This is a genomic window from Paraburkholderia sp. BR10923 (assembly GCF_040948765.1).
In the GTDB taxonomy this organism is placed as follows: domain Bacteria; phylum Pseudomonadota; class Gammaproteobacteria; order Burkholderiales; family Burkholderiaceae; genus Paraburkholderia; species Paraburkholderia youngii.
In genome coordinates this window covers 19,271-34,603 of record NZ_JBFPKO010000029.1, presented here as the reverse complement: position 1 = coordinate 34,603, position 15,333 = coordinate 19,271, and the positions used below count along the sequence as shown (strand labels likewise).

Below are 15,333 nucleotides of genomic sequence, written 5' to 3'. Positions count from 1 at the left end.
ATTTGAAATCTATTTTAGGTGCTTGTTAATGACAGTGATGTCGAGGTCCGCCAAAGTCAGCACTGGTCCGGCGCGGATGCGTCACTGTTGTACGACTCGGATGAAATTCGTGGCGCACCGTAAACGAGTCGTGCGGCTTATTGCCGGTAGCGGTAGCTTCCTCGGACGAAGGGTCGGGGAGCCGGCAGCAAGGCCCAACCGGCGTTGGCCTGATCAGGTATTCGCTTCCGCGGAGACCTTACTCGCACTCCGCCCAGGGGATATAAAGATATGTCTCCAAGCGATCCTTCATCGATGTATTGACAACGGCTAACTCATGACGAGTCCACTCCGACACAACATCGTTGCGCTGTCAGTTCTGCAAGCAGCCAACATGCTGCTGCCGCTTGCAACATTTCCCTACCTGTTGCGTGTTCTGCGCCCGGAACACTTTGGCGCGTACGTCTTCGCGCAAGCCTTGGTTGGTTATCTCGTGCTGCTGACGGACTACGGTTTTAACTGGTCAGCGACTGCTCACGTCGCACGGGTCCAAAAAGATCGGCACGCGGTATCGAAGATCTTTTGGGCGACGCAAGGCGCAAAGGCGCTTATCGCTTTGGTCTGCTTCGCCATCCTGCTTGTAGCGGCTTTCTTCGTAGCAAGATTGCGCGAACTGCTGCCGGTTCTGCTGGCTACCTATCCGGTCGTTATCGGAACGGTCCTGTTTCCACAGTGGCTTTTCCAGGGCCTGGAGCAGATGACGTTTACTACGGTCTCCACGTTGAGCGCGCGGATGCTACTGCTTCCGCTAACGTTCTTCCTGGTGCACTCGCCGGCCGACACGTGGATCGCGTCGCTCATCAGTTCGATGAGCGTGATTGCTGCCGGAGTCGTCGCATCGATCCTGATCGCAAAAAACCGACTGATCATCCCCTTGATGCCGAGCATGGCGGACGTCATCGAAGCGCTTCGTGAAGGCTGGCACATGTTCATTTCCACGGCAGCGATCAGTCTGTACACAACCACTAATAGCGTGTTGCTTGGATTTATTGCGGGAGACGTCGCTGTTGGCTACTTTGGCGTAGCCGACAAGATTCGGAACGTCGCCCAGGCGCCGCTCGTACCGTTCGCCAACGCAATTTACCCGCGCGTGACGGCGCTCTTTTCCGAAGACTCCGAAAAGGCGTTCGGGCTGGTGCGCAAGATGCTCTACTTGGGGGGCTCGACCATGTTGCTGGCTTCGGTCGCGCTCTGGGCCGGCGCCGATTTGATCATTCGCATCGCCGTGGGACCTGGGTACGAACCAGCGGTCATCGTCCTTAAGTGGATGTCCCTCCTGCCGTTGCTCATCTGTCTGAACAATGTACTCGGCGTTCAGGTGATGCTGCCGCTCGGCATGAAGAAGAGAGTCAGCGAGATACTGGTCGTCTGCGGCTTGATCAACCTTGCCCTGCTCGTGCCGCTTGCATCGGCTTACGGCGCTCAGGGCGCGGCAATGTCAGTGCTTGCCACCGAATTTCTGGTTACGACCTTGATGGCTCTCCACCTGATCAAATGCAAGATTCCGGCTTTTTATACGAGGATGCGCAGAGATGAATTATGACTTCCTTATCGTAGGCGCCGGCTTTGCAGGCGCCGTCTGTGCCGAACGTCTGGCGGCAAGCGGCAAGCGTGTGCTAGTCGTAGACAAGCGCAATCATATTGGCGGCAATGCATATGACCGTGAAGATGAGAACGGTGTGCTGATCCATCCGTATGGTCCGCACATCTTTCATACGAACAGTAAGCGGATATTCGAATACCTGTCGGGTTTTACCGATTGGCGCTTCTACGAGCATCGCGTAAAGGCTTATGTAGACGGGGATCTGTATCCGATACCGATCAATCGCACGACGATCAACAAGCTATATGGACTCGATCTGAGCGAGCAGGACACGATAGCGTTCCTTGAGTCGGTACGTGAAGCGCGAGAGGTCAATACGACCAGCGAGGACGTGGTGCTGAGCAGCGTTGGCCCGGATCTGTGCGACAAGTTTTTCCGTGGCTACACGCGCAAGCAATGGGGACTCGATCTGTCTGAATTGTCTGCGGGTGTCGCTGCGCGAATACCAACGCGTTCGAACGACGACGACCGGTACTTCACCGATACTTTTCAATTTATGCCGGCGCACGGCTACACCGCGATGTTCGAAAAGATGCTTGACAGTCCAAATATCGACGTGCGTCTGTCGACCGACTATGACGTGGTGAAAGCGAATATCGAATGTGGACACGTTGTGTACACTGGTCCGATCGACGCGTATTTCGGGTATCGGTTCGGCAAGCTTCCGTACCGCAGCCTCCACTTTCAACACCAGCATCTGAGCGACGTGGAGCGTTTTCAGACGACGGGTACCATCAACTATCCGAACGATCACGAATATACGAGGATTACGGAGTTCAAGCACCTCACCGGGCAACAGCATCGGGGGACTTCGATTGTAAAGGAGTATCCGAGAGCCGAAGGCGAGCCGTACTACCCGATTCCGCGCAAGGAAAACGAGGCATTGTTCATGCGCTACAGCGCGCTCGCGGAGACAGTTACCGATGTGACTTTTGTGGGCAGGCTGGCGCAGTATCGCTATTACAACATGGACCAGGTCGTTGGTGCGGCGCTCAAAGCAGTAGAAGGACTCGTCTAAGGAGCAGTGGTAAGAAAGCTCTGACTGGTGGCAACCGAGAGCTTGCCTGGATTGCCTGAAAGATTTGGAGCGTGTACTTGAACGTCTCTTCGTTCGCGTGCGCATCGGGCTCGCCGTAGTAACGGTTCCAGGTTTCGCGCGGTCGGCGTCGATCAAATGCAATTCTTCGCCGCTAACTCTTTCTTCCGTGTCCCGCAACATGCTTTCTACGCATAGAGAAATTGAGAGATGAAAAAGTACGTGGTCAAGTGTTTCATTGCGCAATGTACTCGTCCTACGAAGGAGTAGCATGACTGCATCCGGCTCAAACGCGGGATTGAGGCGAGTCGCCATTCTGGTCCTGCTCTGTCGCGACTACGCAGCGCTTGAACTGACCCTCGCCAGTCACATGGCGTACCGGCCGACAGGCGTAGAGTTCATCCTGCTTCAGAACTGCAGGGGCGGCTATGACGCGGAACGCACGCTTGCCGTCGCGCGGCGCTACGCAAGGCTTTTTCCGGGCGTCGTTCGTGTCGTCGACGATATTCCACCTGGCCCCCCCTATCGCACGATCAAGAAACTACTCTCGCAGCCGGCGTTCGCCGAAATCGACCTGATCTGCAAGGTGGACGACGACGCGTTCCCGATCGCCGGCGGGTGGCTCGACAAGATGCTCGCCACGTACGACGCGGTGGAAAAGGAAAGCGGGAACGGGCTTGCCTATGTCACCCCGCTCATCAACAACAACAACTGGGGCTTCCCTGAAGTGATGCGTGCGATGAGTCTGGAACGCGAGTACTTCACGAACCAGGCGCGTCCGCATTTCGTCGGTGCCGCCGGGGACGGTCGCTGTCCGATGCGAATCATCCCTGCTGACCAGATCGAGAAAGGCACCAATGGCACGATATGGGGCTATCCGCATATCGCGCGCTGGCTACATGAACGGACGACGCTGCAGCCTGATGCTTTCATCGCCGCCACTCGGGCGCTCGAACCTTGCGAAGTGCCCTCAGAATCGCGCTATTCGATCGGCTGCATTCTTTTTCGCAAGCAGTTATGGGACATGATCGACGACGGTGGGCAGGACGACGAGCACATGATGCATGTCTACTGTGCGCGGCACCGGCTGAGAATCGTCTGTGCGCGCAGCGTGCCATTCGTGCACATGGCGTACTTCACCCAGCGCGAGGAGAACCGCGACATCGTCGATGCCGCTCGCGCGCTTTACGACGCGAGGCTCGGCCATCCCTTTCCGATTTCACTCTACACGGACCGCGAACGCGATATCGAAGCACGGTTGCGGTGGCTCGAAGATCACCCGCCGCAGGCCACCAAGGGGACGCTTGAAGCGTCGAAGCGTGTCAGTCGCGCGATCTATCGGCGAGTGCGCACGCTGTGGAAATGAGCAAGGGCGCGCGTCGCCGAGCGGAGTGTGTCGTTTCATGATTTCGCGCGGTTGGTGTCTGTCAAATGCAATTCTTCGCCAGTGACTGTCTTTTACGTGCCGCGCAATCTGCTTCTACGCATAGGGAAATTGAAAGATGAACAAATACCTGGTCGTTCTGAGGTGTGGAGACAGTTCCTTGCATCCGCAATGGTTCAGCGGCGGGCAGGCCCCAAACTTTGATTTGATGCTGAGTTACTACGGGAAGAACGAAGATTATGCGGACATCTTTGCCAAAGCCATACATCGATTCAAAGGATCAAAATGGGAAGGTCTCAACGACTTCATGTTGCAAAATTCCCAATTGATTCTGCAGTATCGTTACATCTGGCTCCCGGACGACGACATCCTGACGGACGTCCAAACCGTGAACGATTTCTTCGAATATGTAGAACGAGAGAATTTCGCACTCGCGCAACCGTCTCTCGACGAGAGAAGCTATTTCGGTCACCAAACGACGTTGCGAAACAATGAGTTTGAATTTCGCGAAACAAATTTCGTGGAGTTGATGATGCCATGTTTATCTTCGAATGCTTTGCATGCGATAAAACACAGCTTTGGGATGAACAAATCAGGCTGGGGCCTCGATTTCTTGTGGCCCAAGTGGGTCGCTTCTTTTGGAAAGGTTGGCATTATTGATCGTTTTCCCGTGTTCCATACACGCCCGGTCGGTTCGGCTGGGAGCGGCATGGGAGACGATTCAACTACGAGCCCAACGTTTGAATTGAATCAGACGCTCGCGCAATACGGGATGCTGGGCACTCCGATAAAGGTCATTCGTGGCAAAACAAGCGATGCAGGCAAATCATATGCGAGCGGTCGACTGGGCAATCCAATGTTGTTCATTCATGCGGTAAAGGGCAGCAATCCGGTGCGACGGAAAGATATCGTCAGTTTTATGAGGCTGCTGAAAGAGTATCTCCCGTGGCTTCATCATATCAAGCCCACAACGTGGCCAATACAGCAGGCTCCGGAAAGGCGCTCGAGCCGTTGAGAATGATAATGCGTGTGAGTGACGCGAATACCGTATCGCTGCCGCGTTCATCACGCCATTATCCCACCGGTCTCGCAACCTGACCAAGCCGTCGGCAGTTGTGATGAATGTCAGGATCGACTTGGCGATGGCGGAGATTTTCGATTAAATGATTCATTAATCACGCTCAACCATTGGCGACATTAGTCGGGCGAAAACGGACATGCTCTACAGATCGCATTTAGTTCTGTATAAAATCTTGTATCGCGTAGTCCGGTGCAATCACCTCCTCGCGTACGGCACGCTATGCCGAGCCTCCAATGGTATGCAGCAACGCAGCGATGCTCTCAACGAAGCAAATCGAGGGAGGTAAATTATGAGCGATGCGAAATTTGCAACGTTCTGGAATTGGCCGGAATTATCTCCTTATGAAATCGCTTGTTTGAACACGTTCACTGCTTATGGCAGCGAAATCGCTGTATATAGTTACAAACCCATTAGCAACTTGCCAAAAGGCGTGATCGAAAAGGACGCCCGGTCGATCCTTTCTGCTGACTCGCTGAGCGCTTTTCCCGTTAATGACGTTCCTTCAATGGCGCATTTCACAGATTATTTCCGGTTAATAATGTTTACCAAAACCGATGAAATCTGGGCGGACACAGATATTCTTCTCCTGAGACGATTTGACCTGAACATTGCGGGCGACTTGGTCGGCCGGGGAAAGCCGGATCTGCTTTGCACCGCACTCCTGCGCCTCGACCCGCGGAATCCACGGCTGCATGATGTAATTCAGCGGGTAGAAGCGATGGAAAACACGGATATAAAATGGCGTGCTACTGGCTCCCATATTTTGACGGAAGTCTATGGTGCAAAGGCCGGCTTGCCTGAAAAAGTGTTTTACCCGGTGCATGCCGATTCCTATTATAAGGTCTTTTTGCCCCACCATTTCGAAGAGTGCGCTGCGCTTTGCACCAATGCATATACGCTTAAATTTTGGAATAATCGTGTGGTTAAACTTGGCGTGTTCAAACGGGTCTGTCCACCAGAGGGGTCATTCCTGCATCACGTGTTTGCCAGTACTGGATCCGATCAGCTTTTCGACGAGATCTATCCCGCGGATGTGATGCAGAGGTTGATCAGTAACGCCGAAGAGAGAGTCGGCCGCGATGAAGGCGTTCGCAAACTCATGCGAATAGCATTGGGGCGCGGGTTATCCAGCTAATTTGACGACACGTCGCTCACACACCCGATTTAATTGATATCTGTTGGCATATTCGTCTACTCATCGCAAAAACGATTTCATTAAAAAATTCCTATTTGACATACTTGCCTCGTCCACTGCCGCAGTGGTGGAATACGCCAATACCTCACCAATTTGTGCCGATTCCTACAATATATTGGTGCAGCGATGTATTTACATCTAGTCTTGAGAGTACTTCGTTCCCGGCCGCATGCTGGTCGACTTTGTCTTGTGATTGCGCCGCGACGGCATCGTCCCGTTTTACCCATTAATTGTCTGCTTATTTCAGTTGCTGGCGATCTTGGTAGGCCCAGACTGCCGGCACATCAGGTCGGCCCGATTTGCTCCCCACATGATTCGTGATTAGTTGTCTTCTTCGCGAAGCAAGATTTTTCGATATAGAACGGGTAGTTCACGCCTCGTTTACCTCCAGGAGCATTGTCTATGTCAGAGCCGAGAATCAGCGTTCTGCTGCCTATCTACAAGGTCGAGGACTATATCGAGGACTGTCTCGACTCACTGCTGTCACAATCCTGCACCGATTTCGAAATCATCGCCGTCGACGATTGCAGCCCCGATCGCTCCGGTGAAATCGCCGCCCGGGTTCTCGCGCAACAGGATCGCATTTCGTGGAAGTTAATCAGAAACATCGACAACAAAGGGCTCGCTGAAACGCGAAAAATCGCAGCATCGGAAGCGCGGGGCGACTATGTGCTCTGCGTTGACAGCGACGACCACGTCCATCGCGATCTCATTTGCACCGTGCTGCGCGAAGCCGACCAGCACAATGCCGATGTCGTCATTTTCGCCGCCGAGCGCATTAGTTCCGATGGCGCCGTCAACGCTCGGATCGATTCCGGCGACGGCATTATCACTGGCGTGGAAGCCGTCCAGAAAATTCTAGAACTCAAGCTGCAAGCCTTTTGCTGGAACAAGCTTGTGCGCCGCTCCATCTTCGTCGCAGCCGATCATCCGTGCGGTCTCATCTTCGAAGACGTTTGCGTGTCGGTGCAAACGCTCGCCAACTCGAAAGTGGTGCGCCTCATTCCGGACAACCTCTATTCATACATGATCCGTGAATCAGGAATTTCGAGACGCTTCAACCCGCAGGTCGTCGACCTTTTTGCCATCATGGACCGCGTGGAAAAAAATACCGCGTCCCTCCCGATTACCGACTATAAGCGCCTCTTCTTCCGGCTCAAATACAGCTGGGCATTCCGCGCGATCGCGTTTCAGACCGCGATCACCGCGCCGACCTACCGCCTCGCGAGCCCTATTCTGCAAAGCGTATCGGAGAAGCTGCGCGTGAAGCACCTGCTTGGCCTGTTTGCCGATCGGCATCTGAAGCTTTCCATCACTATGACCATGCTCAAGATCCACCCGTGGATCTTTTATTGCGTCGTAAGACGCTTCAACCGCCGCTGACACGCTTGCCGCTTACGCATCGCCGACTAAATATTGGGGCTTTGTCAGGTTGCGAGGCCGGTAAGATGGCGTGATGAAAAAATCGAAATCGCTCTATCACGGTCAGCGTTTTCCGGCCGGGGTCATCAGCTGCGCGGTTCGATGGTATTTCCGCTTCGAGTTGAGCCTGCGCGACATCGAAGAGCTGCTGTTCGAGCGCGGCGTGATCGTGACATACGAGACCATCCGATGCTGGTTTGACAAGTTTGGTAAGGGCTTTGCTCATCGGGTCAAAGCGGCGCGACATAAGCCGGGTAGTACATGGCATCTCGACGAAATGTTCGTCACGCTTCGTGGAGAACCGTATCTGCATGACGGGCGGTTGACGAGCACGGCGCCGAGCTCGACGACACCAATCATGCGTCCCCCGCCCTCCGGTTGTGTCACCGATAAACGTTACATCAATCGCGCAACTTCACCGCCGTCATCCGCGGCATCAACAGATGAATGATGCCAAGCGCAACCAGATACGCCGATGCGCCGACCGTAAACAGCGCCCAATAATTCCCAGTGCGCTGCAAGGTCTCGCCGATCACGCCGGAGAAGAAGAACGATCCGACCATCCCCGCCACGCCGCCGATACCGACCACCGTGCCGACCACCGGCTTCGGAAACACGTCGCCGACCGTCGTGACGAGATTCGCCGACCAGCCCTGGTGCGCCGCTGCCGCGAGACCAACGGCGAGCACCGCCCACCACAGGCTCTGGAATGCCGACAACGTTGCGATCGGCACCACGCACAATGCACAGATAAGCATCGTGAGCTTGCGCGCGAAATTCGGCCGGTTGGTGCGCGCCATCAAACGCGACGACAGCCAGCCACCCGCCACGCTGCCGATCGACGACATCGTATAGATTGCGATCAGCGGCAGGCCCATGTGGGCGATATCGATATGGCGCGACTCATTGAGCCACTTGGGCAGCCAGAACAGATAGAACCACCACACCGGATCGGTCAGCAGCTTGCCGAAGACGAACGCCCACGTTTCGCGGTACTTAAGCACCGACAACCAGCTGACTTTCTGCTCGACGACTTCTTCGCGATCCGCATTGATGTAGGCGAGTTCTTCCTTCGACACCGACGGATGCTCCGAAGGTTGCCGATAAACCAGCCACCACACCGCCAGCCAGACGAACCCGGTCGCGCCGCCCGCGATGAACGTCGCGCGCCAGCCCCACATCACCGCGGCGATCGGCACGAAGGCCGGCGCCACGATGCCGCCGATCGTCGCGCCCATGTTCCAGAAGCCCGTCGCGAGCGCGCGTTCCTTCTTCGGAAACCACGTGGCGGTAGTGCGGATCGCGACCGGGAAATTGGCCGCTTCGCCGAAGCCGAGCAGACCGCGTACGACCGCGAAACCCGGCACGGTCGATGCCACCGCGTGCAGCATCGCCGCCAGACTCCACAGCGCCATCGCGCTGCCGTAGACCTTCTTCGTGCTGACGCGATCGGCGATGCGGCCGAAGATCGCGAGACCCACCGCATAGGCGACCGTAAACACCATCACGGTCTGTGCGTACTGCACCTGGTTCCAACCGATATCCTTTTGCAGCAGCGGCGCGAGCAGCCCGAGCATCTGACGATCCATGTAGTTGATCGTCGTCGCCGCGAAGATCATCGCGCAGATGGTCCATCGGTATCGTCCGACGGCCGTCCGTGCGGCAGCCGTCGTAGCTTCTAGTGTTTTCATCGAGTCTCCTGAAGGTTTCTGAAAATGTGTCTATATGGTTGTTCGATACGGTCAATGCGCTGAGGCCGGCAATCCTTCGCGCGGGCTCATACGCGAGAAGAACACGACCCCGGCGGCAATCACCGACATCACCGCGAGTCCAGTGAGGCCGCCCTCGATCGAGCCGGTCTTCTGTTCGAGGAAGCCGAAGGTCGCCGGCGCCACGAAGCCGCCGAGATTGCCGATCGAGTTGATCAGCGCCAGCACCGCGGCGGAAATCCGCGCGTCGAGATAGCCCTGCGGGATCACCCAGAACAGCGACGAGGCCGCCTTGAAGCCGATCGCAGCAAAGCAGATCGCGACGAACGAGAACACCGGGCCGCCCTGGCCGGCCGCATACATGCCGAGCGCGGCGATCAGCAGCACACACGCGACCCACGCCTGCTGGAACTTGAAGCGCGCCGCGAGCATCGCGAACAGATACATCGCCGCGATCGAGATCAGCCACGGAATCGAGTTGAACAGGCCGACCTGGAAGTCGTTGAAATGGCCCATCTTGTGGATGATGCTGGGCAGCCAGAAAGTCGCGCCGTAGATGGTCAGCGATACCGCGAAGTAGATCAGGCAAAAGATCAGGATCTGCGGATCGCGCAGCAGGGTTCCGAGCGACGGCCTGACCGGGTGCGCGGCGGCGCGCTGGCGTTGCTCTTCGTCGATCGCATCCAGCACCGCGTCCTGCTCGGCGCGGGTGAGCCAGGCGGCGTCGCGCGGCTTCGAGTCGAGCCACAGCAGGATGAAGCCCGCGAGCACGACCGAGAACATGCCTTCGATGATGAACATCCACTGCCAGCCACGCAGCCCCGCGCCTTCGATCAGCATCAGCCCGCCGGAGATCGGCCCGGACAGCACCGACGCGAGCGCCGAGCCGCTCAGGAAGATCGCCATCGCCTTGCCGCGCTCGTTGCTCGGCAGCCATTGCGTGAAGTAGTAGATGACGCCGGGAAAGAAGCCCGCTTCGGCCGCGCCGAGCAGCAGCCGCATCGCGTAGAACGACGTCTCGCCGCGCACGAATGCCATGCCGGCCGCGGCCAGCCCCCACGTGAGCATGATGCGCGCGAGCCACAGCTTCGCGCCGTAGCGCTGCAGCATGATGTTCGACGGCACTTCGAAGATCGCGTAGCTGATGAAGAAGAGCCCCGCGCCGAGCCCGTAGGCCGCCGCGCCGATGCCCAGATCGGCGCTCAGATGCTGGCGCACGAAGCCGATGTTCACGCGGTCGATGTAGTTGACGATGAACATCACGACGAACAGCGGCAGCACGCGCCACTTGATCTTGTGCACCGCGCTCGCCAGCACGCCGGCGCGCTCGGGCCGCGCCGTGTCGGCAATCGTACTCATGGGGTTGTCTCCTTCGATGGCGACGCGCATTGCGCGTCGCGGGCCTCGTAGGCGCGGATTTGGAAGCGAGAATTAAAAGCGCGGATTCTTGCCGGTGAAGCCCGGTTCGTACTTGCGCATCTGCGAGAGGTCATCGCGATTGCGCACGCCGCACGACAGATACTGCGCATGCAGTTCGGCGAGCCGCTCGCGGTCGAGCTCGACGCCGAGGCCCGGCGTGGTGGGCACACGCACCGAGCCGTTGTCGAACGTGACACGGCCGCCCTTGATGACTTCTTCCTCCTGCCACGGGTAGTGCGTGTCGCACGCATAGGTCAGGTTGGGGATGCTGGCCGCGACGTGCGTCATCGCCATCAGGCTGATGCCGAGGTGCGAGTTCGAGTGCATCGACATGCCGAGATCCCACAGCTTGCACATGCGCGCGAGCGTCTGGGTCGCGCGCAGGCCGCCCCAGTAATGGTGATCCGACAGCAGGACCTTGACCGAACCCATCTCGGCGCCGCGGCGGAAATCTTCCATCGTCGTGATGACCATGTTGGTCGCGAGCGGCAGGCGCGTGTGCTTCGCCAGTTCGGCCATGCCTTCGAGACTCGGGCACGGGTCTTCGTAGTACTCGAGCAGTTCGTCGAGTTCAGGGGCGGCGGCGATGCTCGTTTCGAGCGTCCAGTTCGCGTTCGGGTCGAGGCGCAGCGGCACGCCGGGGAACGCCTGATGCAGCGCGCGCATGCACGCGATTTCGTGTGCCGGCTCGAACACGCCGCCCTTCAGCTTGATGCTCTGGAAACCATACAGCTCGATCATCCGACGCGCCTGCGCGACGATCTGCTCGGGGCTCAGGCCTTCGCCCCAGGCGTCGGGCGCATAGGGCTTGTCGATGTGCTCGGCGTACTTGAAGAACAGATAGGCGCTGTATGGCACGGCGTCGCGCACCTTGCCGCCAAGCAGATCGACGATCGGCGCGCCGACGATTTGCCCTTGCAGGTCGAGCATCGCGACTTCGAGCGTGCTGATGACTTTCGGCGCGTTCTTCGCCGCGTGCGAGCCGGGCGCGAGTTCGAATTCGACCGCGCCCGGGGTCGCCTTGATCGTGCCCCGCACGCGTTCTTCCATGCGATTGAGGTCGAACGGCGACAGCCCGATCACCAGCGACTTCGCCTGTTCGAGCACACGCAGCATCGGTTCGTCGCCATAGGTCTCGGAGATGCCGACGCGGCCGTCGCTCGTCTCCAGTTCGACGATGGCGCGCAGCGCCCAGGGTTCGTGGATTCCGGCGGCGTTGAGCAGCGGGCCGTCGCGGAAGGCGATCGGGGTGATGCGCACCTGGGTGATGGTGATGTCGCGAGTCATGATGTCAATCGGCATAAGTGGAGTTTGATGGGCCGGATAGTAAAGCACTAATATATTAGTGCGTTAGTGGGGTAAACTCCCATGTCCACTTCGTGGCGAATTCCGCTTGCAAGCCCGCTGGAAGCGGCGAGCGTCGGCTATAGTACTAGTGCCTCAGCGGACCGCCCCGTCGGTCCGCCTGCTTCCAAGCTTCAATTTCTGCCATGAAAAACCACGCTCACTCGTCGACGGTCACCCGACTCGACCGCTCCCGCCACGCCGCGCCGCAAGTCTTCGAACGACTGCGCGAAATGATCCTTTCTCTCGAATTGACGCCGGGCACGGTGCTGTCGCGCAGCGAGCTCGCGAACCGCTACGGGCTCAGCCAGACGCCGGTGCGCGACGCGCTGATGAAGCTCGGCGAGGAAGGACTCGTCGATATCTATCCGCAGCACGCGACGGTCGTTAGTCAGATCAAAGTGACCTCCGCGCTGCAGGCGCATTTCCTGCGCCGCTCGATCGAACTCGAAGTGGTGCGCACGCTCGCGGAGCAGCGCAACGCCACGCTGATCGCGGAACTGCGCGTCACGATCGCCCGGCAAACGGAATTGCTCGATCTAAAGAACTACGAGGAGTTCTCGCTGCTCGATCAGGCGTTTCATCGGCAGATGTACGAGGCGGCGGGCGTGCCGCAGCTGTGGGATCTGGTGCGCAGGCTGAGCGGGCACATCGACCGGCTGCGGCGCCTGAATCTGCCGGCGGAGGGCAAGACGATGGCGGTCGTGCGCGATCATACGGAGATCGTCGATGCGATCGACAAAGGCGATGTCGAGGCCGCGCAGGCGGCGCTACGCAAGCATCTGTCGGGGACGCTGAGTCAGATCGATCAGATTCGCACGAGTCATCCGAATTTTTTGGCGGACGAGTGAGCGTTCGCTGAATCGCTGGCTACGGCTGGATCACGGTCATTCTGAATGGACCGCTGTTTGTGGCCGCGTGGGACACCGCTTCATTGGCGCGATCGAGCGGGAATGTCTTGACGTCGAAATGGCGGAGATCGAGCAGCCCCGAGCGAATCAGGCCCGTCATCAGCGTCACGGCTTCCGTCGGGTACATCCATTTGCCGCGCACGGTGATGTCGTTGCGCATGAGCCACGGATATGGCAGATCGAGCCCAGCATCGCCCAGCATGCCCACGCCACCCATCAAAATGACGCGGCCGTACGGCCGCACGGCCCTCATCGCGGCACGCACGGCTGTGACGGGCGCCGAGGGCGGCAGCAGATCGATGACGCAATCGATCGGACAAGGAGCCGCCTGTTGCATCCGCTCGCGATCCGCCTGTTCATCGCCTGAAAGTCTGACCGGGCGCACACGCGCGCCGAAGCGCTGTTTCAGGTCGTCGTGTGCTTCCGCATTGCGTCCCGGCGCGACCACGCAGCGCGCTCCCATCGCGAGGGCGACAGCCACGCAGGCGCTGCCGAAGTTGCCGGTAGCCCCGCTGACGAGCAGCGTTTCGCCAGCCCGCAGCGCGGCCGCAAGCAGCCCGCCATAAGGCACGAGCATCACGTTGAGCGCACACCAGCGCGCCGCCTCGCCAGCATCGATGTCGCCGATACGAACCGCGTTCTCGGTCGGCACACGCACCTGTTCGGCGAACGGGCCGTCGTGAAAGTACCGTTGCAGTCGCAAGCCCCCGTCTCCACGCGAACTCCAGCCCTGCAGCGCTATGTCGGGCATCAACGCGTCGTCGCGCGAGCGCACGGTCGGATCGCAGAACACCCAGTCGCCCACCTTCAGATGAGTCGCATCGGGACCGCTCGCTCTTACACGACCGATCGCGCCGCAACCGGGCACGATCGGCAGCTCGATCGGATAGCGGCGCTGCCCATTGAACACTTCATTCGCGTATGGCAGCACCGGCGCAGCGGCGACATCCACGATCACCTCGCCCGTGCCGATTTCCGGATCCGGCATTTGCGTAATCGCGAGCGGTCGCTCAAGCGAATTCAGGATTGCAGCTTTCATCGTCGTTCTCCGTCAAGGGTGGTCTGACGAGGTCATTCTGGCGAACCTAGAATAGGCAACAAGGCCTGGTACTATCCCAGGATTCATCGATACCTCCTTGCGAGGATGAACATGCCGGCATCGAGACGGAGTGAGTTTGGCGATTTTCTGCGGTCGCGCCGGGAGAAGCTGAGCCCGGCATCGGGGCGGCTCGGGAGCGGCCGGCGCCGTCGTACGCCGGGTCTGCGGCGGGAAGAAGTTGCCGAACTGGCCGGCATCGGTGTGGACTGGTATGTGCGGCTGGAGCAGGGGCGAACGGTCAGCCCCTCCGATGCCACCCTCGACGCGCTTGCTCGCGCCCTGCGGCTTGGCAAAGCAGAAGCCGCGCATCTGCGGGCGCTCGCGCGCAGCAACGATCAGCGGACGTTTGCTGCCGAGAAAGTGCCGCCGGCAATCGCGCGCATCGTTTCAGACCTCGGCCTGCCGGCATACGTGACCGGCAGGCGGTGGGACATCCTGGCGTGGAACCGGGCGGCCGCCGATCTACTAGGATTCGATCGGCTGACCGAGGCGGACCGCAATATCCTCGTTTTCATGTTCATCGACCCGGAAGCGCGACGGCTATTCGGACCCGCGTGGGAAGACGAAGCGCGCCGCATGATCGCGCTCTTTCGCGCAACGCATGATCTCTTCGCCACCGATCCATCGTTCGTCCAGCTAGTGGAGCGCCTGCGTTCGTCGAGTGCGGAGTTCGCTAGCTGGTGGATCGCGCATGACGTCCGTGGCGGCGCGTCCGGCGAGAAAGTACTCGCGCATCCTCAGCGTGGTATCCAACGTTACCAATACGCGACGTTTCAGGCGAACGACGACCCGTCGCTGAAACTCTCGATCTACACACCCGTTTGAGCTTCGCCCGCCTGACAAAGCCATCGCGACGGCCCTAGGACCTTGGTCCGATTGACGCGACTCCCACGCGTGGCACCCTTGTACAAAGCCGGAATACTCACATGCAACCTGTCAGGGAGGTCGCCATGTTTTCATCGAGCCGGCAGTTCGCGGCCGCGGTCATGGCTGTGTCCGCGATGGCTTGCGCTGGAAGCTCGTGGGCAACCGAACAGGCTCAGCAACGTCGCGCCGGACGTGACGTTCGACAGGAGACACGCCAGGGCGCC

12 protein-coding genes and 1 pseudogene are annotated in these 15,333 nt (G+C 58.8%); 9 read left to right on the top strand and 4 right to left on the bottom strand.

Annotated elements, in window-relative coordinates; genetic code table 11:
• Positions 1–316 precede the first annotated feature (316 nt).
• From AB3X94_RS34930 to AB3X94_RS34900, 7 genes and pseudogenes are all read left to right on the top strand, one after another.
• Complete coding sequence (locus tag AB3X94_RS34930; RefSeq protein WP_368613904.1) at positions 317–1,582, top strand: flippase; 1,266 nt, start codon at positions 317–319, stop codon at positions 1,580–1,582.
• Positions 1,572–2,660 (top strand): UDP-galactopyranose mutase, encoded by a 1,089-nt coding sequence (gene glf, locus AB3X94_RS34925; RefSeq protein WP_368613903.1) that lies wholly within the window; start codon positions 1,572–1,574, stop codon positions 2,658–2,660. The genes AB3X94_RS34930 and glf overlap by 11 nt, the downstream gene beginning before the upstream one ends.
• 289 nt (positions 2,661–2,949) lie before the next feature.
• Entirely contained in the window at positions 2,950–4,044 is a 1,095-nt protein-coding gene (locus tag AB3X94_RS34920; RefSeq protein WP_368613902.1) for a hypothetical protein, read from the top strand.
• 136 nt (positions 4,045–4,180) lie between these two features.
• Positions 4,181–5,077, top strand: coding sequence for a DUF707 domain-containing protein (locus AB3X94_RS34915; RefSeq protein ID WP_368613901.1), 897 nt, complete (start codon positions 4,181–4,183; stop codon positions 5,075–5,077).
• Between the two features lie 355 nt (positions 5,078–5,432).
• Positions 5,433–6,278 carry a hypothetical protein gene (locus tag AB3X94_RS34910; RefSeq protein ID WP_368613900.1) on the top strand — a complete coding sequence of 282 codons (846 nt, stop codon included), beginning with the start codon at positions 5,433–5,435 and terminating at the stop codon, positions 6,276–6,278.
• 462 nt (positions 6,279–6,740) lie between these two features.
• Positions 6,741–7,721 (top strand): glycosyltransferase family 2 protein, encoded by a 981-nt coding sequence (locus AB3X94_RS34905; protein ID WP_368613899.1) that lies wholly within the window; start codon positions 6,741–6,743, stop codon positions 7,719–7,721.
• A gap of 73 nt (positions 7,722–7,794) precedes the next feature.
• Positions 7,795–8,108, top strand: a pseudogene (locus tag AB3X94_RS34900) (IS6 family transposase); the annotation flags it as partial.
• Positions 8,109–8,161: 53 nt separating this feature from the next.
• Here AB3X94_RS34900 and AB3X94_RS34895 read toward each other — a convergent pair.
• The 3 genes from AB3X94_RS34895 to AB3X94_RS34885 all read right to left on the bottom strand — a co-directional run bounded on the left by AB3X94_RS34895 (position 8,162) and on the right by AB3X94_RS34885 (position 12,175).
• Positions 8,162–9,451, bottom strand: coding sequence for an MFS transporter (locus tag AB3X94_RS34895; RefSeq protein WP_368613898.1), 1,290 nt, complete (start codon positions 9,449–9,451; stop codon positions 8,162–8,164).
• A 51-nt stretch (positions 9,452–9,502) separates the two neighbouring features.
• Positions 9,503–10,828, bottom strand: coding sequence for an MFS transporter (locus tag AB3X94_RS34890; protein ID WP_368613897.1), 1,326 nt, complete (start codon positions 10,826–10,828; stop codon positions 9,503–9,505).
• 72 nt (positions 10,829–10,900) lie between these two features.
• Entirely contained in the window at positions 10,901–12,175 is a 1,275-nt protein-coding gene (locus AB3X94_RS34885) for a glucarate dehydratase family protein (RefSeq protein ID WP_026228580.1), read from the bottom strand.
• Positions 12,176–12,378: 203 nt separating this feature from the next.
• Here AB3X94_RS34885 and AB3X94_RS34880 point away from each other — a divergent pair, with 203 nt between their 5' ends.
• Positions 12,379–13,083: a GntR family transcriptional regulator gene (locus tag AB3X94_RS34880; RefSeq protein WP_176111770.1), complete on the top strand. Its 705-nt coding sequence runs from the start codon at positions 12,379–12,381 to the stop codon at positions 13,081–13,083.
• A gap of 19 nt (positions 13,084–13,102) precedes the next feature.
• Here AB3X94_RS34880 and AB3X94_RS34875 read toward each other — a convergent pair whose 3' ends face one another.
• Entirely contained in the window at positions 13,103–14,182 is a 1,080-nt protein-coding gene (locus tag AB3X94_RS34875) for a zinc-binding dehydrogenase (protein ID WP_368613896.1), read from the bottom strand.
• A gap of 111 nt (positions 14,183–14,293) precedes the next feature.
• On the opposite strand from AB3X94_RS34875, the gene AB3X94_RS34870 reads away from it, so the two are divergent.
• Positions 14,294–15,067: a helix-turn-helix transcriptional regulator gene (locus AB3X94_RS34870; RefSeq protein WP_176111772.1), complete on the top strand. Its 774-nt coding sequence runs from the start codon at positions 14,294–14,296 to the stop codon at positions 15,065–15,067.
• Positions 15,068–15,333 lie beyond the last annotated feature (266 nt).